The 25,041-nt window shown below is 39.3% G+C and carries 28 protein-coding genes; 14 read left to right on the top strand and 14 right to left on the bottom strand.

From position 1 onward, the window contains the following. Nucleotides 1–20 precede the first annotated feature (20 nt). The 3 genes from tamL (at nt 21) to D7Z94_RS21305 (ending at nt 4,830) form a co-directional block, all read left to right on the top strand. Nucleotides 21–2,351, top strand: coding sequence for a translocation and assembly module lipoprotein TamL (gene tamL / locus D7Z94_RS21315; RefSeq protein WP_120713643.1), 2,331 nt, complete (start codon nt 21–23; stop codon nt 2,349–2,351). Between the two features lie 173 nt (nt 2,352–2,524). Then, nucleotides 2,525–3,202: a ferredoxin reductase domain-containing protein gene (locus D7Z94_RS21310; RefSeq protein ID WP_120713642.1), complete on the top strand. Its 678-nt coding sequence runs from the start codon at nt 2,525–2,527 to the stop codon at nt 3,200–3,202. Nucleotides 3,203–3,309: 107 nt separating this feature from the next. Next, on the top strand, nt 3,310–4,830 hold the full coding sequence (locus tag D7Z94_RS21305; RefSeq protein ID WP_120713641.1) for a GH3 family domain-containing protein: 1,521 nt from the start codon (nt 3,310–3,312) through the stop codon (nt 4,828–4,830). A gap of 164 nt (nt 4,831–4,994) precedes the next feature. Here D7Z94_RS21305 and D7Z94_RS21300 read toward each other — a convergent pair whose 3' ends face one another. The 3 genes from D7Z94_RS21300 to cls all read right to left on the bottom strand — a co-directional run bounded on the left by D7Z94_RS21300 (nt 4,995) and on the right by cls (nt 7,455). Beyond that, nucleotides 4,995–5,297 carry a hypothetical protein gene (locus D7Z94_RS21300; protein WP_120713640.1) on the bottom strand — a complete coding sequence of 101 codons (303 nt, stop codon included), beginning with the start codon at nt 5,295–5,297 and terminating at the stop codon, nt 4,995–4,997. Between the two features lie 95 nt (nt 5,298–5,392). Further along, nucleotides 5,393–5,965 carry a hypothetical protein gene (locus D7Z94_RS21295; RefSeq protein ID WP_245967272.1) on the bottom strand — a complete coding sequence of 191 codons (573 nt, stop codon included), beginning with the start codon at nt 5,963–5,965 and terminating at the stop codon, nt 5,393–5,395. A 68-nt stretch (nt 5,966–6,033) separates the two neighbouring features. Then, entirely contained in the window at nt 6,034–7,455 is a 1,422-nt protein-coding gene (cls, locus tag D7Z94_RS21290; protein ID WP_120713638.1) for a cardiolipin synthase, read from the bottom strand. 125 nt (nt 7,456–7,580) lie between these two features. Between cls and D7Z94_RS21285 the strand changes: the two genes are divergently transcribed. Genes D7Z94_RS21285 through D7Z94_RS21270 form a run of 4 tightly spaced genes read left to right on the top strand, consistent with a single transcriptional unit; the run spans nt 7,581 to nt 11,354 of the window. Beyond that, nucleotides 7,581–7,991: an arsenate reductase family protein gene (locus tag D7Z94_RS21285; protein WP_120713637.1), complete on the top strand. Its 411-nt coding sequence runs from the start codon at nt 7,581–7,583 to the stop codon at nt 7,989–7,991. Next, nucleotides 7,975–9,561: an AsmA family protein gene (locus D7Z94_RS21280; protein WP_120713636.1), complete on the top strand. Its 1,587-nt coding sequence runs from the start codon at nt 7,975–7,977 to the stop codon at nt 9,559–9,561. Before D7Z94_RS21285 ends, D7Z94_RS21280 begins: the two co-directional genes overlap by 17 nt. Nucleotides 9,562–9,571: 10 nt before the next feature. Continuing rightward, nucleotides 9,572–10,771: a DUF748 domain-containing protein gene (locus D7Z94_RS21275; protein WP_120713635.1), complete on the top strand. Its 1,200-nt coding sequence runs from the start codon at nt 9,572–9,574 to the stop codon at nt 10,769–10,771. A 40-nt stretch (nt 10,772–10,811) separates the two neighbouring features. Further along, entirely contained in the window at nt 10,812–11,354 is a 543-nt protein-coding gene (locus D7Z94_RS21270) for a hypothetical protein (protein WP_120713634.1), read from the top strand. Nucleotides 11,355–11,701: 347 nt separating this feature from the next. Here D7Z94_RS21270 and D7Z94_RS21265 read toward each other — a convergent pair whose 3' ends face one another. The 5 genes from D7Z94_RS21265 to D7Z94_RS21245 all read right to left on the bottom strand — a co-directional run bounded on the left by D7Z94_RS21265 (nt 11,702) and on the right by D7Z94_RS21245 (nt 13,607). Further along, nucleotides 11,702–11,968, bottom strand: coding sequence for a hypothetical protein (locus tag D7Z94_RS21265; RefSeq protein WP_120713633.1), 267 nt, complete (start codon nt 11,966–11,968; stop codon nt 11,702–11,704). Nucleotides 11,969–12,195: 227 nt separating this feature from the next. Continuing rightward, complete coding sequence (locus tag D7Z94_RS21260) at nt 12,196–12,375, bottom strand: hypothetical protein (RefSeq protein ID WP_120713632.1); 180 nt, start codon at nt 12,373–12,375, stop codon at nt 12,196–12,198. A 34-nt stretch (nt 12,376–12,409) separates the two neighbouring features. Beyond that, a complete protein-coding gene (locus D7Z94_RS21255; protein WP_120713631.1) occupies nt 12,410–12,571 on the bottom strand; it encodes a DUF1328 family protein in 162 nt (53 codons plus the stop codon). A 257-nt stretch (nt 12,572–12,828) separates the two neighbouring features. After that, nucleotides 12,829–13,278: a ferritin-like domain-containing protein gene (locus D7Z94_RS21250; protein ID WP_120713630.1), complete on the bottom strand. Its 450-nt coding sequence runs from the start codon at nt 13,276–13,278 to the stop codon at nt 12,829–12,831. A gap of 65 nt (nt 13,279–13,343) precedes the next feature. Then, nucleotides 13,344–13,607: a hypothetical protein gene (locus D7Z94_RS21245; protein ID WP_120713629.1), complete on the bottom strand. Its 264-nt coding sequence runs from the start codon at nt 13,605–13,607 to the stop codon at nt 13,344–13,346. A 181-nt stretch (nt 13,608–13,788) separates the two neighbouring features. Here D7Z94_RS21245 and D7Z94_RS21240 point away from each other — a divergent pair, with 181 nt between their 5' ends. Next, nucleotides 13,789–14,001 (top strand): hypervirulence associated TUDOR domain-containing protein, encoded by a 213-nt coding sequence (locus D7Z94_RS21240; protein ID WP_120713628.1) that lies wholly within the window; start codon nt 13,789–13,791, stop codon nt 13,999–14,001. Nucleotides 14,002–14,082: 81 nt separating this feature from the next. Here the strand turns inward: D7Z94_RS21240 and D7Z94_RS21235 are convergent, their stop codons facing one another. Together D7Z94_RS21235 and D7Z94_RS21230 are read right to left on the bottom strand one after the other, a co-directional pair. Continuing rightward, nucleotides 14,083–14,766: an SOS response-associated peptidase family protein gene (locus D7Z94_RS21235; RefSeq protein WP_120713627.1), complete on the bottom strand. Its 684-nt coding sequence runs from the start codon at nt 14,764–14,766 to the stop codon at nt 14,083–14,085. Between the two features lie 173 nt (nt 14,767–14,939). Next, entirely contained in the window at nt 14,940–15,818 is an 879-nt protein-coding gene (locus D7Z94_RS21230) for a mechanosensitive ion channel family protein (protein ID WP_120713626.1), read from the bottom strand. A 368-nt stretch (nt 15,819–16,186) separates the two neighbouring features. Between D7Z94_RS21230 and D7Z94_RS21225 the strand changes: the two genes are divergently transcribed. From D7Z94_RS21225 to D7Z94_RS21205, 5 genes are all read left to right on the top strand, one after another. After that, nucleotides 16,187–16,900, top strand: coding sequence for a flavodoxin family protein (locus D7Z94_RS21225; protein WP_120713625.1), 714 nt, complete (start codon nt 16,187–16,189; stop codon nt 16,898–16,900). Nucleotides 16,901–16,917: 17 nt separating this feature from the next. Beyond that, on the top strand, nt 16,918–18,204 hold the full coding sequence (locus D7Z94_RS21220) for a DUF2254 domain-containing protein (RefSeq protein WP_120713624.1): 1,287 nt from the start codon (nt 16,918–16,920) through the stop codon (nt 18,202–18,204). A gap of 18 nt (nt 18,205–18,222) precedes the next feature. After that, entirely contained in the window at nt 18,223–18,825 is a 603-nt protein-coding gene (locus D7Z94_RS21215) for a DUF2652 domain-containing protein (protein WP_120713623.1), read from the top strand. 186 nt (nt 18,826–19,011) lie between these two features. Then, the gene (locus D7Z94_RS21210; protein ID WP_120713622.1) at nt 19,012–19,908 is read left to right on the top strand and encodes a mechanosensitive ion channel family protein; all 897 of its coding nucleotides are present in this window, start codon (nt 19,012–19,014) and stop codon (nt 19,906–19,908) included. A gap of 32 nt (nt 19,909–19,940) precedes the next feature. Beyond that, on the top strand, nt 19,941–20,357 hold the full coding sequence (locus D7Z94_RS21205) for a PepSY-like domain-containing protein (protein WP_120713621.1): 417 nt from the start codon (nt 19,941–19,943) through the stop codon (nt 20,355–20,357). 235 nt (nt 20,358–20,592) lie between these two features. Here the strand turns inward: D7Z94_RS21205 and D7Z94_RS21200 are convergent, their stop codons facing one another. The 4 genes from D7Z94_RS21200 to D7Z94_RS21180 form a co-directional block, all read right to left on the bottom strand. Continuing rightward, the gene (locus D7Z94_RS21200; RefSeq protein ID WP_120713620.1) at nt 20,593–21,789 is read right to left on the bottom strand and encodes an IS256 family transposase; all 1,197 of its coding nucleotides are present in this window, start codon (nt 21,787–21,789) and stop codon (nt 20,593–20,595) included. 137 nt (nt 21,790–21,926) lie between these two features. After that, a complete protein-coding gene (locus D7Z94_RS21195; protein WP_120713619.1) occupies nt 21,927–23,351 on the bottom strand; it encodes an SDR family oxidoreductase in 1,425 nt (474 codons plus the stop codon). Nucleotides 23,352–23,598: 247 nt separating this feature from the next. Then, nucleotides 23,599–23,799 (bottom strand): hypothetical protein, encoded by a 201-nt coding sequence (locus tag D7Z94_RS21190; RefSeq protein WP_120713618.1) that lies wholly within the window; start codon nt 23,797–23,799, stop codon nt 23,599–23,601. A 352-nt stretch (nt 23,800–24,151) separates the two neighbouring features. Next, nucleotides 24,152–24,481 (bottom strand): YtxH domain-containing protein, encoded by a 330-nt coding sequence (locus tag D7Z94_RS21180; protein WP_120713616.1) that lies wholly within the window; start codon nt 24,479–24,481, stop codon nt 24,152–24,154. Nucleotides 24,482–24,713: 232 nt separating this feature from the next. On the opposite strand from D7Z94_RS21180, the gene D7Z94_RS25800 reads away from it, so the two are divergent. Next, the gene (locus D7Z94_RS25800) at nt 24,714–24,878 is read left to right on the top strand and encodes a hypothetical protein (protein WP_170158857.1); all 165 of its coding nucleotides are present in this window, start codon (nt 24,714–24,716) and stop codon (nt 24,876–24,878) included. The last annotated feature ends 163 nt before the right edge of the window (nt 24,879–25,041 follow it).

Raw genomic sequence — 25,041 nt, 5'->3', positions numbered from 1 at the left:
CAAGAAAGGGCAAAATCAATATGCAAAGCTTCACAATTAAACGAATAATCACTTTCACATTTGTGCTTCTTACTCTAGGAGGGGTGATTTCTTGTAGCGTAAATAGATTTATTCCCGAAGGGGAATCTTTGTATACTGGTTCTGAAATTGAGATGACATCCGAAGAAAAAGCGAAGGATTTGAAGGATGTTGAAAATGAACTAAACGCACTCTTGGGTGTTCAACCCAATTCCAAAACTTTAGGCATGTATTTGGGACTTTACTATCACTATAAAGCTCAAAACGAGAAACCAGGTTTTATAACGAAATGGTTGAATAAAAAAATAGGGGAAGAACCCATATACCTTTCCAATATCAACCCTGAAAGGGTCGAAGAATTGCTGCTAAACCGACTTGATAACCGAGGTTTTTTCTATAGTAAAGTACAATCGAGCATTGATAGTGTCAAGAAATTTAAGGGCATTACATATGATATCACGCTTACCGAACCCTACTTACTTGAAAACTTCCAACTACGTAAAGATTCGTTGCCTATTTATGACGAAATACAGGAGCTGTTGGCAGAAACGGAAATAAAACGCGGTAATCGGTTTGATTTGAATGTCATGAAATTTGAACGGGAACGAATCGACCGCGAACTCAAACAACGGGGATACTATAATTTCAATCCTGATTTTTTGATTTTCGAGGCTGATACCAATCGCTATGATAATCGAAAATTCGATTTGGTACTTCGGCTTAAGAATCAGACTCCGAAAAAATCAATTGTTCCGTATGAAATAGATTCCATTACTGTATATCCGAATTATTCCATTGAAAATGATTCAACTGATTTCAGGGATGGAGTAACCGAGAACGGTATCCATTTTATTCAAAAGAACGACTATTTCCGGCCTGACCGTTTGGAACCCTATATCCTGTTTGGGAAAGGTCAAAAATACAATGCTGAAACGGCACGGTTGACCAGTAACCGCTTATCTGCAATAGGAAGTTATAAGTTTGTAAACATCCGTTTTAACGAAAAGGATAGTTTGAATACCGCCGATGGCATTGCGGCTTTAGACGCGGACATTTACCTTTCTCCGTTAACCAAACGCTCTGTTCGTGCCGAACTGCAGGCAGTAACCAAATCCAACGGATTTGCAGGACCCGGAATTTCTCTGACCTACAGCAATAGAAATCTTTTTCGTGGTGGCGAGACCCTAAGTCTTTCAGGGAATTTCGCCTACGCCACCCAAATTTCTGGTGGTACGAATGCTGGATTAAGCACCTTATCAGCAGGTCTGAAAGCTGATTTAATACTTCCGCGCTTGGTGCCTTTCTCTCCCAGTAGATTCAGGTATGCCGTGCCTAAGACGAAAATCAGTTTAGGTGGCGACCTGCTTGACCGCGGCAAACTATACACCTTAAATTCGGTCAATGTCTCTTTTGGTTATACTTGGAACGCAAATAAATATGTGTTTCACGAATTGAATCCGATAAGTGTGAATTATGTGAATCTTTTAAATTCTACAGAAGCTTTCGAAGCGATTTTAGACCAAAATCCGTTTTTAAGACAAAGTTTCGAGCAACAGTTTATTGCCGGACTTACCTATAGTTTTGCCTATAATGAGTTGGTCGATAAAGACAAAACACATCCCATTTATCTGGCCACCAGTTTAGATGTGGCGGTCAATACTTTGAATCTGTTAAATGGAGGCAAAGAGACCGCTTTTGGTTTGGAGTATGCACAGTATGCGAAGCTAGACCTTGATTTTCGGTATTATTTAAAGTGGGGCAAAGAACAGGCTTTAATTACAAGATTGTACGGTGGATGGGGCATTCCCTATGGTAATTCTAGCACCTTACCTTTTGTAAAACAGTTTTTTTCAGGAGGACCTTATAGTGTGCGTGCCTTTCAGATTCGGTCATTGGGCCCCGGGTCATTCAGCTCGACTGATGATGTAGGTTCCAGTTCCTTTTTCGACCAATCGGGTAACCTTAGGTTAGAAGCGAATCTGGAATACCGTTTTCCCATTTGGTCGTATTTAAAAGGTGCTGTTTTTGCCGATGCGGGTAATGTATGGTTGACAAATGAAATTGAGCTCTCTCCCGATGAATCGGAAGAAAGTCGCGCCTTCAATGAAGAACTTTCCGAAAAAGGACGATTTGGTTCCGATTGGGCGAGTGAATTGGGTGTCGGTGTCGGTTTAGGGTTACGTGTTGACGTACAGAGTTTTGTGATTCGTTTGGATGTTGCCTCCCCTTGGCGTGTGCCATATTTGCCTGACAGCGAACGAAGCCGAGTTCCTTTTTTTGATGGCGGAGACACTAATTTGACCTTTAATTTTGCCATTGGCTATCCATTTTAAAGTATCAGGAAGTACGAGTATTTCCTTATTTAAATAACTATGCGGTCTGATTCTTCAGGAGCACTTTGATTGCATCAATTTTTAAACTTTCTGGTGCAAACTACCTACTGGCGTAGAACTACTTTTATGAAGTGTTGTAAAAGGCACATTGCTAATGAAAATTAAAATAAACTATGGGAAAGAAAAAGTATTTTGTAAAAGTAAAGTCGATTACCGCATTAAATCATGATGTGTTGGAAATCATTACAGAAAAACCTGAAGGGTATGATTTTCGACCAGGTCAGGCTACTGAGATGGCTATCAATAAAAAAGGATGGGAAGATGAAAATCGTCCGTTTACGTTTACGAATCTACCAGAAGAAGACCATTTAGAGTTCGTGATCAAAACCTACCCATCACATGATGGCGTGACTGATGAGTTGTTATCTGTAAAGGCTGGTGATGAATTGATTTTGAATGAGGTGTTCGGTGCCATCGAGTATAGGGGAAAGGGGGCATTCTTAGCTGGTGGCTCGGGAGTTACGCCGTTTATTGCCATTTTGAAATCCTTGGAAGCGAAAAAAAAATTATCTGGTAATTCGTTGGTCTTTGCCAATAAAAAGAAAGAGGATATCTTTTTGAAAGACACCTTGGAAAGGATGTTGGGGCGTAAGTACATCAATTTGTTGTCAGATGAAAGTACTGACGAATATCCTAAAGGACATATCGATAAAGACTTTTTGCAAAATACGTTCTCCGATTTTAACCAATACTTTTATCTATGCGGACCACCCGAAATGATGGATGAGATTATTAGTGATTTGAAGGATTTGGGAGTAGCTGAGAAGAATATCGTGGTAGAGGAGTATTAGCTTTTCTCGATAAAAAGACTTCATCAATACGATTTAAAGTAAGCGATGATTTAAAATGGGAAGTTTCGGCTTCCCTTATTTTGAAAATATAATTTTAAGAAAGTGATATGCATATAGTTGGCAGTATTATTAAGGGAATGATTGAATTAAAGGATAAGCTTACCCCAGAATCGAATCCATCTGAGGAGCAGAAAAATGTGTTGAAAGTGCTCTTAGAGACTGCTGAAAATACGGCCTTTGGACGGTTTTATGATTTCAGTCAAATCGGTTCTGCTTCCGATATGCAAAAATCCTTTTCGGAGAACGTTCCTTATTTTGATTACAATAAAATAAATACGGAGTGGTGGAGTAAACTGCATGAGGGGGAAACTGATGTGACGTGGCCTGGGAGTCCAGATTATTATGCGTTGAGTTCAGGTACTACGGGAAAAACGAGCAAACGCATTCCGGTAACCGAAGCAATGATAGCGGCCATCAAATCTACTGGAATCGCACAAGTTTCCGCCTTGAGCAACTATAATTTACCGCCGACCTTTTTCGAAAAAGGAATTTTGATGTTGGGAAGTTCTACCGACCTGACCGAAAAGGATAATCATTTGGAAGGGGAAATCAGTGGTATCAGCGCAAGCAATATTCCCTCATGGTTCAAAGGCTACTACAAACCGGGAGAAGAAATTGCCCAAATCGATGATTGGGATGAACGTGTTCAACGTATCGCCGAAAAAGCTAAGGATTGGGATATCGGTGCCATCAGCGGTATTCCGTCATGGATTGAGTTGATGCTGGCGGAAGTGATAGCCTACCATAAAGCGGAACACATTCATGAAATATGGCCCAATTTAGAAGTGTATACTTCAGGAGGAGTTGCTTTTGGTCCCTATGAAAAGAGTTTTAATGCCCTATTGGGAAGACCCATTACTGTCATTGACACCTATTTGGCCTCGGAAGGTTTTATCGCTTTTCAAGGCAGACCTGAAACCGATGCCATACAATTGGCTACGGATAATGGCATCTATTTTGAATTTGTGCCTTTCCGTCCAGAATACATCAATCAAGACGGCTCTCTTGCTGACAAAGCACCTGCTCTGACACTTGATGAGGTCGAAACGGACCAAGATTATGTATTGGTCATTAGTACCGTATCAGGTGCTTGGCGCTATCTTATCGGTGACACCATCGAATTTACTGATGTTGAAAAAGCGGAAATCAAAATAACAGGCCGTACCAAATTCTTTTTGAATACGGTTGGTTCACAGTTATCCGTAAATAAATTGAACGCGGGCGTTGCGCATTTGGAAAAGGAATTTGATATCAAAATCCCTGAATATACCTTATGTGCCAAACGTTTTGATGATGAGTTTTACCACAGCTGGTATTTGGGAACGGAATCTGATGTTGACGCAGATAAACTGGCGGAATCCATAGATGAATTTTTACAGGAGGCCAATAAAAACTATCGTGTAGCGCGTTCAAAAGCTTTAAAGGGAGTGAAGGTCAATACGATTCCCCCATCGGTTTTTTATGATTGGAACGGAGCCAATAAAAAGAAAGGGGGCCAAGTAAAGATGGAACGGGTAATGGGCGAAGAGAAATTTGCCGAGTGGGAGGAGTTTGTGGGCAAACAATAATTCAAAAATATTTCATTTGTGACTGTCTGACATTTACAAGTTTGGATTTTGTCGCATATGATAAAGGGACACAAAACGATTAAGTACACTTTATTATTTGCAATTAAAAAGGCAATTAAAGATTTGGTGCTATCAATTCAATCGGATGGGCATATGTTTAAAAATCATTTCACACATTCGATACCAATAGCGTGACCTTTTTTTGCAGTTATTTGGTAGTTATTTCCAGATATTGAGGTATAGATAACACTTAAGGCTGTTATCCTATTATTTATGAAAAATACCACTCTGAACTTTTTACCGCTCTCTGTTGTTTTGATTTTCAAATATGAATCCGATTTGGTCACTATCTGCAAATGACCACAAATGACATCCTCTTTTGACTCAGGTATGTCAATGTCACAAAGCTGTAAATCATCTTGATTAGTGGGTAAATGCACTTGATTGACGAGTATTGTTTCCTTCATTTATGATATATTTAGGGTTATTAAACTAGATTGAAGGTTAAGCCATGAATTCAAAACCGTTTATTGATAGAGTGGTTCCTCGTAATTGACTTAATTCAATCAGAACGAATGTATTTATTTTTAGTATTCCGCTCCTCAACCAACAACATAATCTCCTCAGGAGATAGGTAATATCTTTTGATACGGTTCTTATATTTTTCAGGAAAACCGGCTTCGTTTAGAATGAAGTTCTTTGTGGCGAGAATATACTTTTCCATACCCTGGTTTACGGCATAGGTGTCGGCCGTACGTTCTGCATTCTTCATGTATTTTTCGGAAAATGAATACCCTAAACCAAAACCTATGAGGTTGAATCCGGTTCTTTGTTCATAATCCATCACATGGCCGAGTTCGTGCCCTAGCCAACCAATCAAAACATCCGTAGGAATATCGACAGTTCTAAAAACGGTATCGCCGATTGAAAAGCGTTCGCTCATTAAAATCACATAGCTACGCTTTCTTTTGGAGCGAAAAATACTCCCAAAAGTTGGTTGTGCTTGCATGGTCGATTTGCCGGTCTTCTTTTTGAATTTAAAAGTGATAGCTATACCGTCCAGTTCAGGATAATAGGAAAGGGCCTTGGTAGCTTCTTTTTCAATTGATAAAGGATATGTATGTTGTGCTTTCAATACAAATTGGTTTAAGAGTAATACTAGTGTTAAGAGGACGAGTAAACGGGCCATTATTTTTTCATTTGCTATAAAAGTGGACTGAAGAATCTTGCTAGTCCTTCTAAGAATTTTTGTGTTTGCGGCCTGGATTTGAATTTTTCGAAAGATAATTTGTCCACCTCTTTGCATTCCCGTTTGAACTCGGTTTGGATTTGTTTCGCAATTTGTTCATCATAAATGACCGCATTGGTTTCAAAATTGTGTTCAAAACTTCTGTGGTCAAAGTTTCCAGAGCCTACCGATGCAATTTTACCGTCGATGAGAATGACCTTACTATGAGCAAAATCGCTTCGCGTAAATATGTTGACGCCAACCGCCAAGAAACCCTCAAAATTGGAAAACATACTATAGGTTGCCAGAAGTGAATCACCCTTTCTAGGAACAAGAACGTTTATTTCAACGCCACTTTGTGCGGCAATTTTCAAGGCTTGTATGACTGCTGTATCAGGAATAAAGTAAGGGTTCGCGATGAAAATGGATTCTTCTGCCAAGCCTATCATTGCAATATATTGCTGCATAATGGCCGGTTGATTAGAATCTGGTCCGCTTGCTGCGATTTGAGCAATACAGTTTCCTACGGGTTCATGTTCTGGTAGGTATTTTGGGGTAAGCAATAAAGCTTCCCCGCTTGCAAAATGATAGTCTTTTATAAAAATTCGATGTAGGCTATTGACCACGGGACCTTCTAAGCGGACATGTAAATCTTGCCAGACACCCAAATCCGATATAGGCTTCATATATTTATCAGATACATTGAATCCACCTGTAAAACCAACTTTACCGTCTACAACAATGATTTTACGATGGTTTCTGTAATTCAAGGTGTACAGAAAGCTTCCGAAGCGCAGTGGCATCATGGGGTAGGTCTTTACGCCAATATCTCGAAATCGTTTTTTAAGTTTTCCCCGAAAGGAAACACTCCCGAAGGAATCATAAATCATTCGCACTTCGAGACCTTCCGCAATTTTACTCTTGAAAAGCTCATAAAATCGGTCTTGTAATTCACCCTTTTCGAAAATATAATATTGTACATGTATGAAATGCTTTGCCTTTGAAATCGCATTGAAAATAGCCTCGAAAGTCTGGTTGCCGTTATTCAATATACGTACAGCATTTCCTTTTGAAGGATGCAGATAGCTATTGTTCTTAATAAGTTCGGCAAGCTTTTCAGACTGCCTTGAATCAAACCCTACGTCGACCTCTTTAGATACAACTTCGACATTCTCAACATCGTACAGCTTTCTTTTCTGCGAGCGTTTTAACCGAAAGAACTTGAATTTTCTTCGATTTACACCGAATAGATAATATAAGATTGCCCCACCGAAGGGTATGATAAAAATGGTCAACACCCATGCCAACGATTTGGTCGGTCGAGAGCCGTGCATAATGACGCTAAAAAAGCCCCAAAGCCCCAGTGCTATATATGAAAACAAGAAAAGGTTCGCCATAGAATCTCCAAGATAGGGCAATCAATTGTTACCAACAACCGGTTTCGGTTTTAGGGTTACTATAAAATGCAATCGGGTTAACCAGACCGCTTGTAAAATGTTCTCTTTGTAAAAAGCAATATATTATGGGTATTATAGCCAGCAACGATAACGAAATCAAATTATACTACAGTGGCAAAACCTCTCTAGGCAAACAGACATACGCCTATGTGAGCGCTTCAGCGAAGAAAGTTTTGGGCATTGATGTCTCCAAAACAAAAGTGACGGGTAGCCAATGGGCGGAAATCGCGGCAGGACTCAACATTCCTGTAGGCGATTTGATAAATACGGAGCATCCGGATTTTATAAAGAGCTATGGCGAAGAAAAAATAGATTTAGATGAGCACGATTGGTTGCGGGTTCTTGAAAAACATCCTGAGACTTTAGCGTATCCTGTGATGATTTCGGGGGATGTTTTCCGCGTACTTAAAACACCTTCGGATTTTGTGAAGTACATGGAACCCGATAGTACCGCTAAAGATGTCCGTCAGGATTAAGCCTATGTACTGGTCACAAAATAAGCAAAAACGAGTTCTAGTTTCCATCTTCATTTTTCTGGGGATGTTTTTGTTTTTGGCACAATGGGGCGCGAAATATGCAGTCAAGGATTTTCTTGCCCGTAAAACACCTCCACATTTGGAACTGAACTATACCGATTTAAGCGTCAGCGCGTTTAGTGGTACCATCGATTTCGATGGGTTGTCTTTAGAAGTAAAAAATAGGGATTCGCTTCAGGTGCATACCTTCCTAAAGTCAGAAAGCTTAGAGTTGGAAGGTCTGAGTTATTTGCAACTGCTCTTCAACAACACCATCTCGCTTGATGCGGTCGTATTGCAGCAACCAAAATTGAAATACTATCCCTATAATTATTTTCCGACCAAAAAAGCGAAATCCAAAGGTGTAGTAAGTCTCTTAAAAACGATTTCCATAGAAAAACTGGATATTAAGGATGGTAGTTTCCATATCATGAAGGATGCGCCTGATAGCTTACAAGTTTCGATTACAAACTATGATTTCACCTTCTACGGTGGAATTACCGACCCGAAGTTGATTACTCAAAAAATTCCTCTTGAATATGATAGTTATGATTTGAGTGCGACCGAAATCTTTGCGGATTTGGGAAAATACGAAACCTTAAAAGTGGCGAACCTGACCACTTCTGAAAATGAGTTTCAATTGAACGATGTGAACCTTTCATCAAAATATGGTAAAGAAGAACTATCGAAGCATTTAACAATAGAACGCGATTATGTACAACTTCAAATTCCAGAGGTAAAACTTGGGAACTTAGCGTTCGGTTTTGAGAAAAATCGGTTCGAGATTGCCGCAAAATCATTGAAATTCAAACGGCCAACGGTCGAAATTTATCGAGACAAATTAGTGGCCGACGATATGCGTATCAAACCTCTGTACGGGAAATTGCTTCGTGACATGCCACTGACCATTGCTGTGGACCAATTGAAAATCGAAAACGGTCTTTTAACCTACGAAGAGAAAGTAGATGAGCAGCAAGAAGCGGGCAAGCTCTCTTTTGAAGAATTGAATGCTGAACTGAACTATATTTCGAACCGAGAAGATGCGAAAGACATCAACATTGCGGCAACAACGAAACTGATGGGCCAAGCAGACTTCAAACTTGATTGGAGGTTTAATGCCAACGACAACGCCGATGCTTTTACGGTTTCCGGTGTGCTTTTAAACTTAAAGGCAACAGAGTTGAACCCCTTTCTCGAACCTAATTTGCGCACACGTGCTAAGGGTTCTGTAGATGAGATGTATTTTACGGTAAGTGGAAATTCCTTTTCTTCTCAGGGCGATATGAAAATGAAATATCACGATTTCAAGTTCAATGTGCTCGATAAAGATCGCCTTAAGATTAACAAGGTTTTGACCGTAATCGGAAATATTTTTGTAAACGATGGCTCTAAAACCGAGGCGGACGGCTTCCGTTATGGCACCATGGAAGTCCAGCGGGAATCGAACAAATCATTCTACAATTACCTCTGGCTGAACATTCGTGATGGAATGATCAGTACACTTACCGGTAACGGTAAAAAAGAGAACTAAGTCTTAATTTATGGAGATAGTTAATTCATCCCTTAAAAACAAAAACACACTGAAACGCAAGCGTTATGTTATTCCCCTAATCGTTATCGTTGCGCTCGTCTTGTTGCGCGTTGCGCTACCTTATATCGTGAAGAACTATGTCAATAAGGTTCTGGCAGATATACCTGGTTATTACGGGCATGTTGATGCTATTGAAATTTCGTTATTGCGCGGTGCTTATGTTATTGAAGGTATGTACTTGAACAAGGTCGATGCCCTTTCAGAGGTCCCATTTCTAAAATTGGAAAAGACCGATATATCGGTTGAATGGAAGTCACTTTTCAAGGGTAAGGTAGTGAGCGAATTGATATTGATACGCCCAACGTTTATCTATATGTCTGAAGATCAGCAACAAGGAGAAGAAGAGGCTGCCGAATTCGATGATTGGACCAAAGCCTTGACCGGCTTGGTACCAATTGATATTAATCACCTACAGATTTCTGATGGGAAGGCAGCCTTTGTAGAGTTTACTACGAGTCCGAATATCGACTTGAACCTAAATAATATTGAACTAGATGCCAACAATCTTAAAAATGTTGTTTTGGATGGGAGAGAACTACCCTCGGAGGTAAATGCGACTGCTACATCCATTGGGAATGGAAACGTGAAGATGAACGGTAAGATGAACTTGGTCAAACAAATACCGGATATGGATATATCTTTTTCTTTGGAGGATGCCTCGGTAACAGCTTTTAACGATTTTACGAATCACTATGCCGGAATCGATTTTTCAGAAGGGAATTTCAATATTTATAGTGAAATGGCCATCGCCGACGGGTTTCTAACGGGTTATGTTAAACCACTACTGAAGGACTCAAAATTGGTCAGTAAAAATGATAAGTTCTTCGAAAAATTGTGGGAGGGTTTCGTGAGGTTTTTCAAGTTCGTTTTGAAAAATCAAAAGAGCAATACCTTGGCGACAAAAGTTCCGTTTCAAGGCGATTTGAACAACGTGCAGACCAAAGTCTGGCCGACTATTTTCAACATCGTTCAAAATGGGTGGATAGATGGTTTTAAAAGCACCGTAGATGACGACGTAACCTTTGAAGATGCAGAAAAGTTGGCAGATGAAGATGGCGACGAGGACAAGTCTCGGGAAGAAAAAAAGGCGGAACGTCAAAAAGGGAGAGCTAAAAGAAAACCCGAAAAGGCGAAGACAAATAACGAATAGTAATCAAAATTTTGTAGAACGCAGTATTAAAATCTAAATTATGGCAGTATCAAGGTATACGAAAAGGGCAATATTAGGAGGAGTCATTTCCTTAATAATAATTCTACTTGGTTCATTCCTTCTTGGAAAGTTAAGTGGTTATGAGGCAAAGGAGCTCATAAAAAACTCGATATCGGGTGCGAATACGCTCTATAATACAATCGCCTTGGCCTCCGCCACCATACTAGCCCTACTATTGACCCTTTTGGGTATTAGTTCAAGTTCAAAAACAAAGCTTAAAGAAGAGCATTATCTTCATGTACTTCAAATAGCAAAACTCGACACCGCTGTTTTCATAGCTGCTGTTATGTCTTTCCTGATATTGAACTTGCCGATAACGGAATCTGATTCTGTTCCCGATAATTGGTTCAATACGATTTATTATATTTCCCTCGCACTTTCGAGTATTCTGAGTGCAGGTCTTATTGTGGTGGTTTTGATGCTCTATAACACGGTGGTCAGTATAATAAAGATTATTGGTCTAGGGATGCACGACCATCCGCTAGCTATTGTAGAAGAAGATGAGAAATCAGAAGCGGACTAATTTTAATATTTCAAAATAGCATAATCAGCATTCGTACTACTCGGATAACTAAAAAACCGGATAACCCTCTAGGGCTTTCCGCAATTATCAGCTAACACACTTAGCGGGATAGTGTCTGATAAACATCCAGAAATTTTAATGTATCCTATTATGATTTTGGGATATGTTTTCCGGGTTCTTAAAACACCTTTGGAATTCATGAAGTACATGGAGGCCAAATAGTTCCAACAAAGTCGTTTGTATGAATTCAACTGATGATTATATGGAAAAAGAAAGGTAATAGCCATTATTGTATTAAACTACTTACAATGATGGCTATTTAATTTTTAAAATTAGTGGAGTACTTTTTACGAATCGCTACTTCCTGCGGTGTTATCGTTTATTCGTAATGCGTTTCCTTTGTGTTCCTCTCGGTCACTCTCGGCTTTATTCTCTTCTTTTTTGGTAGCTGGAGCATCATCATCATCATTTCCAACCATATTATCGTTAATCCTCAAGGCCTCACCTACATGCTCGTCTTGGTTGTTATCCCCTTTATTAGTTTCTTTTTTTTTATTGTTCCGAGCAGTACTATCATTAATACTGTACGCCTTTCCTGTGCTTTTCTTTTCCATAATTATTTTTCTTGATTTCTATTTTCCTTTAAAACTATAACTCTCTTTTTGAAGTGATTAACCCTATTCGTAAAATAATTGAGACTAGGCTTTATCAGTCTACTTATTTGCTGCAAATATGAACTTTGTCTTAGGCTAGAAAATACCTTGGTTCTTCTTGCTTCATAAAAAAGCAGGTAAACCAAATGTGGTTTGCCTGCTTCTTCTTACCGGGAAGTTATTGAATGTTAATTATCATCCGTAGCATCATCAATCTCATCTCCTACTTCTTCAACACCTTCTTCGATTCCTTCACCAACTTCCTCAACTCCATCCTCTACCTTTTCCTTTGTTGTTTGCTCTCTGCAACTGGAGGCTGCCATAATAGTCATAAAGGCGAACAAGAATATATATGCTGTTTTTTTCATAATACGTGTATTTAAAAGTTTAATGAATTATTGATTAAATCTTCTTTCTTCCTCTTATCAATGAAACGACAAATAGGATGATAAAAATGAAGAACAATATCTTTGCGATACTGGCCGCCCCTGCAGCGATTCCTCCAAAGCCGAAAACTCCGGCTATTATTGCTAAGATTATAAAAGTAACTGTCCAACGTAACATAAAGTGTGTTTTTAGTGGTTCTTGTATAATGAAAAGGATATAGACTTTCTACTTCCTTTATTAGTATAAATTTCGAGGAATTTATCGGTGTGGTTTGACGCTATCCATTTTGATATTAACGCTATTCTCTTTTGATGGTTATACGAACTTTGCTAATACTAAAGGTCTTATGCTGGGTTTTGCTTTAAGCAGCAACCCTTTGAAATAAAAAACGGGAAGCAAATCGCTTCCCGTTTCATTCTCTCGATGACTTTATTCTAGCTCATGTCTTCCAATCGCTTGATGGTGCCCAATTCGCTTTGAATAGCATCTCTCTGCTTCACTAATACTGTTTGAGTACTAGGAGGTAAGGCCGTTTCGCCCAAAACATCATTGTACTCTTCTAAGGAAGCTTTTTCACCTCGAATTGCCTCCTCTAACATTGCCTCGTCATTGTCCGCAGAGAATAGTGCTTTAACATCCATCCAGGTGCGGTGTGCCGCTCCGGTCAGGCTTCCACCTTTATCCACTTCTTGGCCGAAAGTCTTGATCTCCGTTTTTAGCTCATGTCCGAAATCATAACGCTCTTGAGCTTTCTTATCGAAAAAACTCTTAAGATGACTGTTCTTAGTGTTTTCAGCCGCTTTCTTGTATCCCTTTTCAGCGTCATATGTGCGCTCTAAAAGGTCGTTCAATTTGTTACCTATTGTTTCTGTATATGTACTCATGTGATAAAAATTTAAGTGAACAACGGATTTATTTAAAGATGCCCATTGCTTAACATCTTACTATATTATTTGTAAAACTCGTTCCGTAATTTGAACATTTCGAGTTTGTACTTCATTGCGGTTAATTGGTTCTTTGTTTCGATATTTCCCGCATCAATATGAAATTCTGGGGTAATATTTATAAAAGATTCTTTCGTTTTCTCTGTAAGAGGTTCATCCTCATCAACTTCCGGGTCCGGTTCAAAGTATTTATGTATTTCCATGGAAATCATAACTACGGTAAAAATCAGCAGTCCTGATAAAAGTCCAATAAGAATAGTAATGCCCATGTTTTTATTTATTACAAATTTAGTACTGTAAACTAAGGCTCTTTGGTGCATTTGCAATTAGTATTGACTCATTACGTTTTTAGACGAATACTTCTTTTCATATGCATCAAAATATCATTTTTCTACGTCAGTTTTGAATACTGGAAATATTCATATTTAAGAAAATTTAAAAAAGCACACAATGTTGAGAAAAGGAACAAAAGTCAAATGGAAATGGGGCAACGGAACCGCTGAGGGTAAAATTGTTGAGACGTATAACGAGTCCGTAACAAAAACTATCAAAGGAACCATAGTCACTCGAAAGGGAGAAAAAGGCAACAAAGCACTTTATATCATACAAGATGATGGAGACTATGTACTGAAAAGTGAAGGCGAGGTAGAGCGTAACGATTAAGGTTTCAGCTTATAACTACTAAAGAGATGATGGTAGAACCATAATTGGAGTACAGAACTACTGAGGCGAAGTGCCTTGTTTTTATCGGCTAACCGGATTCAAGATCGTGTCGTAAGAAATATCACGATTGAATAAATCAGCTGCAATGGGGTGGACTTCTAATCCATCTAAAGGAGTGTTATTTAAAACATAGTTTAGCTCGTCTAAATCGGCATCTCTATCAAGCCAACTATTAATCAGGTTTTTTTTGATTATTAATGGCATTTGATTTGATAGGTTCTGATGCTTTTTTACGATTCCCTTGGCTTTACCTAATAACAGCGAACAAGTTAAAAAACCATCTTCAGTCTGGTTATATAAACCTGCAAGCAAGAATGGTTTTTTTGTCATCAAACTAACATAATAGGGCTGTACTTTACCATTTTTGAAGAACGAAGTAAAAAAGCCATTGACAATAACGAGACACCTTCTATAGTAGAACGCCTCGCTTTGCCAGCTATTATCTTTAACGCAGTCTTGCAGAAGGTTCAAGGTATTGGTCACATTTTGAAAAATAGGCCAATCTTCTTTGAAGCCGGTAGGTAGCATCCCCCAAATGGCCAATGATATTTCTTCGGTGTTCTCTATGGTAATAAGGGGTAGCGTCACTTCGTTCAATCCGAAAACAACTGCTTCTGCTTTGTAAAGATTTGGATACTGAAATGGCATTTCATACGTTTTCTCAATCTCTTCTCTCGCTGCTGTGTTTGATAGCTTATAGTACATCGCGTTATTTTAGATATATGCTTTACCTATAGTACATATTAAGTGTTGAAGCTGGGGAAGTAGTTTATGTTTAAACACGGTAAAGCCTCTTTATTAGGTTTCATAAAGATAGTATAGGTAAATTGGTACTACTAGTTCATTCAGACAAAAGTTTGACCCAAATACGATTGTGGCTATGAATCGGTGCTAACAGAAACTTTTTCAGGAAAATGCAATGTCCGAATCGGAAAGGGAATATTGATTCCGTTTTTGTCAAAGGCTTCCTTAATTTCTATAATCGCTTTTGTTTTTGCTCTTGCCACTTCGATAGCCGAGGTAGAATTTATCCAGAAACGGGTTTCGAAATTGATGGAATTATCTCCGAACTCCTTGTACAAAAAAATGACATCCTCTTTATTGCTTACCGCTTCGAAGGAAGACGATATGGTTTGGACAACCAATTCGCGAACCGCACGCAAATCTGATTCATAACCGACTCCACATTCCAAAATTACGCGCGATTGTGCCGTAGTAGAAAAGTTTTTTATAGGGCTTTCCACCACCAATTTATTGGGAATGTAAACCAAATTATTATCCGGTTGTTTTAAAGTGACGGCTCTTAAATCGATGTTGATCACTTCGCCCTCAAAATCGCTGGTCTCGATCCAGTCGCCGAATTTGATGTGTTTAATATAAGATAGAACAATACCAGCGTAAGTATTGGCTAAGGCACCTTGCAATGCCAAGCCGACAGCCAAACCAACTACACCGGCACCTGCTAAAATGGTGTTGAGCGCTTTACCTAAATCGAGAATTCCTAAAATAAGAAAGAGCCCCATTAGCACCACAATCATCGATACAATCTTCGAAATTAAGTTTTTCATAGAATGCTGCAACTTTGTTCTTTCCAACAAACGAAGAGCCAGCTTTCTAATGTATTTAGCCGCAACAAGAGCAACAATAAATACGATAATGGCAATGATAATATTGGGTATATTGACAACCAAGCTATCAAGCCAAGATTGTAATTTTTCAATCATCTTTTGCCAAGCGTTTGTAAATTGTACTTCCATAATTTATTTTATTTATTGCGGTCAGTAGGGGCGTCCTCCTATGCCAATTTTGTTTCCAAAGAGTGTGGTATTCCATTTTGATTTAAAAAAAATGGTCGTGACAATAAAGAGTGTCTTGACCATTTTTACCAACCAAAAAATACTTTTATTAACTGAAATATACTTTCGGTTCTTATACATTTTGCGTATGTTATGACCTATATTTCCTGAAACAAATCTAGTGCAAACCCATTTCGATAGCGTGTCTTATCAAACTTTTCATTGACTGATATGGTAGACTGTTACTATTATCAGGGTTAAAATTTATTTTGTTCAAGACAAATGGATAGCTGATATAAGCCTAATGTTGCAGTTATTAAAATACTATTATGAAAGATAAACCCGACTTCTCAAAACTAAGCGCAGTATTCATTAATTGCACCTTAAAAGATTCCTCAAATAAGAGTCATACCGAAGGGTTGATGCAGGTCGCAATGAAGATTATGAAATCGGAAGGGGTAAAAACCGAATCCCTCAGACTTGCCGATTATGATGTGCCGGTAGGCCTACTACCCGATATGACCAAAGAAGGTGCTGCCAAAGATGACTGGCCCACTATTTTTGATAAAATCATGGCCGCCGATATTTTGGTCATGGGTACACCAATATGGTTGGGAGAAAAGTCCTCTATTGCCACAAAATTGGTGGAGCGTCTTTACGGCATGAGCGGACAAACCAATGAAAAAGGACAATATATTTATTACGGAAAAGTCGGTGGATGCGTCATCACAGGCAACGAAGACGGTATCAAGCATTGTGCCATGGGTATGCTCTATGCGCTGCAGCATTTAGGGTTCAGCATTCCCCCGCAAGCCGATTGCGGTTGGATAGGCGAAGCTGGTCCCGGACCAAGTTATTTGGATGAGGAATCTGGCGCGAAAAAGAACGAGTTCACAAATAGGAACACAACGTTTATGGCCTACAATTTGTTACATATGGCTAATATGTTGAAAGCCCAGAATGGGTATCCCGCTTATGGGAATTCCCGCGAAGATTGGGACGATGGTACTAGATGGAATTTCGAAAACCCCGAGTATAGATAGTTTGAATATATTATTCCATGAAAAACTTTCTCAGTTTTTTTAAAAAGCTTTACAATAAAATTATTTATAGTATCGCCTTTTACCCAGTAATCATTACAATTGGGCTTTTTTTTCTCGCTTGGTTGTCTTTATTCGCAGAAGATTTTGAGGTAGTAACCACGTTAAAGGAAAAAGTTCCGCACCTCATTATACAAGACAGAGAAACTGCAAGGGTCATACTTTCGACTCTAGTGGGAAGCATCCTTTCCTTGACCGTATTTAGTTTTACTATGGTTATGGTAGTCTTGAACCAAGCATCTGCCAATTTCTCTCCACGATTGCTTCCAGGTTTGATATCCAACAAAAGGCATCAGATTATTTTAGGAGTTTATATCGGAACACTCACCTATTGCATGATTATCCTAATTTCTTTGGGTGCCTATGGTGTTGATTCAAAATCCTTCGGACTATCTACGATGATTGCTGCTTTGTTAGGAGTGCTTTGTGTAGGACTGTTCGTCTCGTTTATCAATAGTATCTCGGGCGCAATACAGATTCATAATATTATCGATCGCGTAGCGCGTTCAAGTGCCAAGAAATTAAAGGAGCAGAAGATTAATATGTCTAGCGAAGCAGCATCAGAAAGTACCAAGGACATCTCGTTTTCACAAGAGCTTAAGATGGATGAGACTGGATTTTACCGTGGTTTTGATATTCCTTTAATAGCTGATGAGCTAAAGGATAAGGACAATGTCATAAATATCTTGGCGTACGAAGACCAACATTTATGGGAGGGTACACCAATTGTAAGGATAGAACATTCGCTTGATGAAGATGAAATAGAAGCGCTTCGGTTGGGACTTCACATTTCTACAAACCGTCATGAAGGAAATAGTAGCTTAGGTGGAATGATTAAATTGATGGAGGTAGCTGTAAAAGCGATGTCACCTGGCATAAACGATCCTGGAACAGCGATTAGTGTTATCACAAGATTGGGTACGTTGATGAACACAGTTTTGCAAATTCCTAATGAAGTATTGCTGAACCCAAAGGATTGCAATTTAAAAGTAATTGGTAGCACCATCTCTGGTAAGATTTTGATGCAAACTATTGTACAACCCATTCGTTTGTATTCTAAAAAGGATAGTTCTGTCATGATGGCACTCATTAACGCTTTAAGGTTTATTCAAAGTAATTCTAATATTTCAAAGGAAAAAAGAGAGGATGTGGCACGTGAACTTATGGCAATTGCCGAAGATATTAAATTGAATATTGAAAATGAGATGGACAAGAAAAATACCCTAAGTTTACTTCATGGTCAATGAATTAAATAATTTAAAAATATGAAAGCGGAACCCACTTTGATTTGCATACCCGACATTAGCGGATTTACAAAATTTATGCGTGAAGCGGATTTTGAACTTAGTTCGAAGGTCATACCCTCACTACTGAACCAAATAATCTACTCCAATGAGATAGGATTGAAAGTTTCTGAAATAGAGGGCGATGCCGTTTTGTTCTATAAAATGGGCGAACTGCCTACCTTAAAAGCCTTGGTCGACCAATGCAGGCAGTTTTATCTTGAGTTCTACGAGCAACTTGAGGTTTTGAGAAAGCGTTACGGAGAAAGTGACCAAGCGGTAATGATTCCAGAAATGTTGGGTTTGAAGATTGTGCTACATTATGGTAACGAAATCGCACCAGTTAAGGTAGGAACACGTATCAAGCTCATTGGCGAAGATCTAATTATCGCCCATAAACTTCTGAAAAACGATGTTCCCTTAGATGAATATATTCTTTTATCAGAGGCCCTGACCGACCAGTATAAAAATGGCGCCTTGCTACGAAATTTCGAATGGGGAGAGTTAATCGAACGAGATGTTGAATACCGCCATCTAGGGGAAATTAATTACAGCTACATAGGCCTGAAACCTTTGCTCGAATAATCAACTTTCCTTTCAGCAAGCAATTTACATTTTCGATTGCATCAATATGTTATTCATACGGATAAAGTTTTGGTGTGCCCTCTAATTAACTTTGCATTTACTTAATGTCAACAGCGATTGCTCTCATGGAATCTGAAAGTAGTCATGGCAAAGAATAATCCATGTTTCTCGAAAAATAATGATAGTATGAAAACAGAAATACAAACATCCTTTACCGATATATATGACAAACTAATAGGCTGGGCAATATCCGTAATACATAACCTGCCCAACTTGCTCGTGGCTATTATAGTAATGGTAATTGCTTATTACTTGGCCAAAGTGGTCAATAAATGGGCCGTTCGTTTGGCTTCAAGGAGCATTCCACAAAAGGCTATAACTAATTTAATAGGTCGTGCAGCTGCAATTGTTGTGGTGCTAGTCGGTCTTTTTCTGGCATTGGGTGCTCTGGACCTAAGTAAAGCTTTAAATACCTTATTGGCCGGTGCAGGAATTTCCGGTCTGGTTATAGGGCTCGCGCTTCAGGGTACTTTGTCAAATATGCTTTCGGGTATTCAACTCTCTTTTCGAAAGAAAATTCAAATTGGACATTGGATTGAAACTACAGGGTATGAAGGTGAAGTGGTAGATATCAATTTAAACAGTCTAGTGTTGCAACCGATGGATAATACCAGAGTGATTATTCCGAACAAAACGATTATAGAAAACCCTTTAAAGAACTACTCCCTTACCTCGAATTTTAAAATTGAAATCAACTGTGGTGTCGGTTATGGTTCAGATTTAGATAAAGTCGAGCAATTGGTAAAAGACACGATAAAGAACTTGAATCAAGTCGATAAAAATACAGACGTAGAATTTTATTATAGAAACTTTGGCGATAGCGCCATTGATTTTAGCTGTAGATACTGGGTCAACGCCAGAGATGTCAGAAACCGATTGGAAGCAAAAAGTATTGGAATCAAAGCGATTAAAGCTGCTTTCAACGCCAATGATATCAACATACCATTTCCGATACGCACCCTGCAATTTGATAATGAGTTGGAATTTAAGAACAAAGAAATTGGCGAAGTAAGTCAAAATTAGACCTGAACTCAGTTCGAGTAAAATTAAATAAGATGAGAAGGATTCTATATTTTACGATTCTATTATTTTTTCACTTAACGGGATGTGCACAGAAAACTCCTGATGCGGTTCTATCTGCTTTCGAGCACAAATATCCCAAGGAGAATAGTCCGGAGTGGGAGGTAGATGCGAACGGTAACTTTGAGGCAGGTTTTAAGAAAAAAGGGGAGAAGTACCGAGCGGACTTTAGTCCCGATGGTAAGTGGATAGAAACCGAACGGAGCATCAAGAAAAAAGACCTTCCTAAAGTAATTCAAGATATCATCAAGAAAGAGTACAAAGATGAGGACCTTGTTGAAATCGAAGAGGTTGACCACCATTCAAAAGGCCGCTTCTACGATGTTGAATTCAAGGCCAAGGGCAAGAATATGGATGTGGAGTTCAATACAGAGGGGCAGATAATTAATTGATTTTCCTTTTATAGATATCTAGATTTTGCAAAGCTGTAGTTTATCAATTGTATTAAAAACAGAATCAAATGAGCAAACTTTCGGGAGTTTAAAAATATAACTTTGTAAGGCATAAGTAGGTTATGTAAGGTTTTGATAAACCATTAATATGAAAAGAGAACATCGTGGGGATGTTCTCTTTTTTGACACTATCCCGATAAGTGTGTAAGTTTAAATTAGCAGGGGTTGGACTTTTTTAAAGTCTTACCCTTTTTTCATAGATCGTAAGGAACTGGTTCAGGATGATGCCCCAGTTCCTGATGGGCATCGACCATTTTTTTGTAGCCTCCCTTGTTGCCAAATATACGGATTTCATTACGGCATCATCGGTCGGGAAGGAGAGTTTGTTCTTGGTGTACTTCCTAATCTTCCCGTTCAGGTTCTCTATAAGGTTGGTGGTATAGATAATCCGTCGTATCTCCACAGGGAACTCGTAGAACACTGTGAGATCATCCCAATTCTCTCTCCAGCTCCTTATCGCGTAGGAGTACTTGGCTTCCCATTTCTTGGCGAAGTCCTCTAGGGCGGCCTTGGCAGCCTTCTGGTTGGGAGCGTTGTAGATGCCCTTCATGTCCGAGGTAAAAGCCTTTTTGTCCTTCCAGACCACGTAACGGCAGGCGTTGCGTATCTGGTGCACCACACAGATCTGGGTCTTGGATTCGGGGAAGACGTTCTTGATGGTATCGGTAAAGCCGTTCAGGTTGTCGGTAGCCGTGATCAGGATATCCTCGGTGCCCCGGGCCCTGATATCGGTAAGAACCGACATCCAGAAAGCGGCCGATTCGTTCTTGCCCAGCCATAGGCCCAATACTTCCTTTTTCCCATCCCTACGCAAGCCTACGGCCACGTAGATGGTCTTGTTGATCACCTTGGAGGATTCCCTGACCTTGAAGACGATACCGTCCATCCATACGATCAGGTAGACCGGTTCCAGGGGCCGGTTCTGCCATGCCGTAACGTCGGCGGCTACCTTTTCGGTGATACGGGATATGGTCGATGTGGAGACCTCGAAGCCATAGGCCTCGTGTATCTGTTCCTCTATGTCACTGACCGACATGCCCTTGGCATAGAGCGATACAATGATATTTTCAAGCCCGTCGACCATGTTGCCCCGCTTGGGGACTATCATGGGATTGAAACTGGCATCCCTATCCCTGGGAACGGCTATCTCGGACTCCCCGAAGGAAGTCCGCACCTTCTTCCTCGAATGCCCGTTGCGCTTATTGGCATTGGACGACCTTTGGTGTTTCTCATAATCGAGGTGGCCGTCGAGCTCACCCTCGAGCATCTTCTCGATGCCTCTTTTTTGCAGTTCCTTCAGAAAACTGTTGAGTTCGTCACCGGTCTTGAACTGCTTCAGGAAATCATCGTTGAACAACTCTTCTTTCTTCATAATGTGTAAATATTTAAAATTAGACAAAAAATTAGCGGGGGCATGCCCCCGCTAATTTTCTATTTACACACTTTATGGGATAGTCCTTCTTTTTTTGCTCAACTTCTCATCCGAAATGGCGATTGATGAATTCACGGTTAATTGGTTACCTCTGTTAATTTTCTAATCAGGCCACCGAATATTAGTTCATGCAATGGGTAAACTGCATACCAGTACAACCGTCCCGTCAAACCCAAAGGTCTAAAAGTCGCTATTTGGGTCAGTTTATTCCCTTCCAGTCTAAATTCTAGCCAGGCTTCTCCCGGGAGCTTCATTTCAGCATATAGCAACAACCTACCCTCTTCTTTGTCCGAATATAAGACCCGCCAAAAATCAAGCGCGTCTCCTGCTGCAAGGGTATGTTGATTGGTTCTTCCTCGCCTTAAGCCTACTCCCCCGAACAATTTATCTAAAAAACCCCGAGTTTTCCATAACCAATTTGCATAGTACCAGCCATTCTTACCGCCGATACTCCAAATTCTCTCTTTACATGATTCAATGTCTTTTATCTTAGCATTACGCTTGTCATTAAAGCAACCATGTTCGGGTACTACCATGTGATCTGAAATGTGAATTCCCATACCACTGCTTTGATAGGCATCTTTCCAGCTAGAATCGATGTCTCCCTTTTCAATTTTACTGAAAGCCTTGTTCAGGCAATCTACATAAGAAATCGGATGAACGTCTAAAATCTCATTCAATTCCGTATTTCGGCAAACCACTTCTACTTTCATACTTTCCACTAATGATGTAGCTAGATTATAAGAAGTAGAAGTCACAAAATACAACCAATACGAGGATAGCTTTGGGGTCATCACAGGCACGGTCCAAATAATACGTTTTAAGTTTCTGACCTTGGCGAAACCCAAGAGCATCTCTCTATACGTGAGTATATCGTCGCAACCGATATCGAAGTTTCGATTAAACGTTCTTTCTTCCAGCATGCATTTAGTAAGAAAGAGGATAACATCACTTATTCCAATGGGTTGACACCTTGTTTGCAACCATTTGGGAGTGATCATGAAAGGAAGTTTTTCGACCAAATCTCTAATAATTTCAAAAGATGCACTACCTGATCCTATGATTATTCCTGCCCTGAGGCATGTAAAGTGGTATTGGCCTTTTTCAAGCTCTTTTTCGACATTTCTTCTAGATAATAAGTGCTCTGAAAGCTCTTTTTCATTGACAATACCACTTAGATAGATAACTTGCTTGACCGAAGTCGATCTTAAGGCCTGCCGAAAGTTGATTGCAGATTTCTGTTCTAATACTCGATAGTCATTCGTCGAAGACATTGAGTGCACCAAATAGTACGCAATATCAATGTCGTTCGGAATATTTTTCAAGGTAGAACTTTCTAGAAGATCAATTTCTATGATCGAAATATGTTGTGCTAATGACTTAGGAGGGTTGAACCTTTCTTTATCCCTTACACAACAAACAACATGATGACCGTTTTCCAACAAAATGGGCAGTAATCTTTTGCCAATGTAGCCTGTAGCTCCTGTTAAAAGTATCTTCATTTTTATTTAAAGTCAATGTATTCGCCATAAGGTACAATGTTGTACTCCATCTTAGGCTATCGGCCATATATTATTTCAGTCCCTGTAATTTGTTTTAAAGAATTTTGCCAAGACAGTAACCGAGAATCTTTTTTATCGTTTAGGAAATAGTGATGTGTTTTTGATTTCTAAATCAATAAAAGCGCACCCAAATCAAACGGGCACGCTTTTAAACAACCAACCAATTAACCAACTAAAACGTCGTGAACTACTTCACAAGTTTTTTTATAAAATACAATGCTCCAAATTTCTTTATGGCACCTACGGCGGTTTGTAGCCATTGATAGGGGCCAAGGTCCTCTTCCACCTCATGCTTCAGCCCTTTCATTTGCTCTAAGGCTATTTGCCTTTCAAGACTTAGTCGTTTTAGGTTATATTTAATATCTTCAAAAGATTGGTATCTGTTCATCTGGTTCAATTAAAAAATTCTTTAGAGAGTTTTCGTATAACGGCTGTGTCGATATGTTTTCTGAAAAAGAAAACTATCACTGCTATAACGATTAAAACAAAACCGATAACTAGGCATGCTAGCGGTAGGCTATTTAAATGTTCTCCTAGGGCGATAACACCTCCTACTACTAGGAATATAAATCCTAAAAAAACCAAACTACACACCAGGAGCAACTTACTTAAGAGACTGGCCGAGAAAGCCAATTGTTGAAAAGCTTTCAGGGTATAATACTCCTGTGTCTTTTTCAAATAGGTCTCCCCAGTATCCATTGCTTTGGATGAGGTTTGTTTTAAAGAATCGATAACGCCCATTATGATTTCTGTAGCTGTCTGTTTTTAGCTTTTAAGACCTTCAATTGATTCTCTAAAGAAGAGATAACATCTTCTGTCTTGTAACTGGCATCTGAAACGAGTGATTCAACACGGGTTTCTAAAGATTCTTTACCATTGGCCAAAGAGTGACTTACCTTATCTTTCATATCCAAGGCACTTTCCCTAAGCGACTCTTGGGTGGCAGCAGCCTGGTCTGCAATTTTTCTTCTTGTGTTGGTGCCTTTATCAGGGGCGAAAAGAATGCCTAATGCTGCTCCAATTGCTGTTCCGGCCAATATGCCTAATACTGTGTTTCCTTCGTTGCTCATATGTTTTTGTTTTTAAGAGTTATCCTTGAACCAATATTAGAATCGGTTTTTACTGTTTTACAAAGTTCTATAGAATCATGGGATTTTATTGACGCTAAAAGTCAAATCATTGACTGAGATGATGATAAAGCAATTGCGTTAGTTTTTTGGTCAATAACGGTAAGCGGCCTTCTTGTCTTCCTGTATTTTTGGAATGAAAGATTAAAAATCAAACTAAAAATTAAAAGCAACTATGAAACAAGGTGAAGAAGAAACCCAATTTGTAAAAGAACCAGAGGATTCCACGAGACAATTTATCTTTCAAAAAAACAAAAAGACCTTTTTTGGCGCCATATTTATTGTCATCGTATTAATCATCATCGTTGCTGCTATTGTATTAAGTGGTACGGTGATCTAAAACGGAGAGTAATGTGGAAATCTCCATCTAGCATTGAAAAAGGGCTGGAAAGGGATTAAATGTATGCTTCCCTATCAGGCGATTCATTATAGTAGAAGAGTTAAAAGAAAGAGCTGAAGAATTCGAAAAAAGGAAATTGCCTGGAATGACCACTAACGATAAG

It is taken from the genome of Ulvibacterium marinum, from assembly GCF_003626755.1.
GTDB classification, from domain to species: domain Bacteria; phylum Bacteroidota; class Bacteroidia; order Flavobacteriales; family Flavobacteriaceae; genus Ulvibacterium; species Ulvibacterium marinum.
Note: the sequence above shows the minus strand (reverse complement) of the source record. Positions and strands in the feature narration are given on the sequence as shown.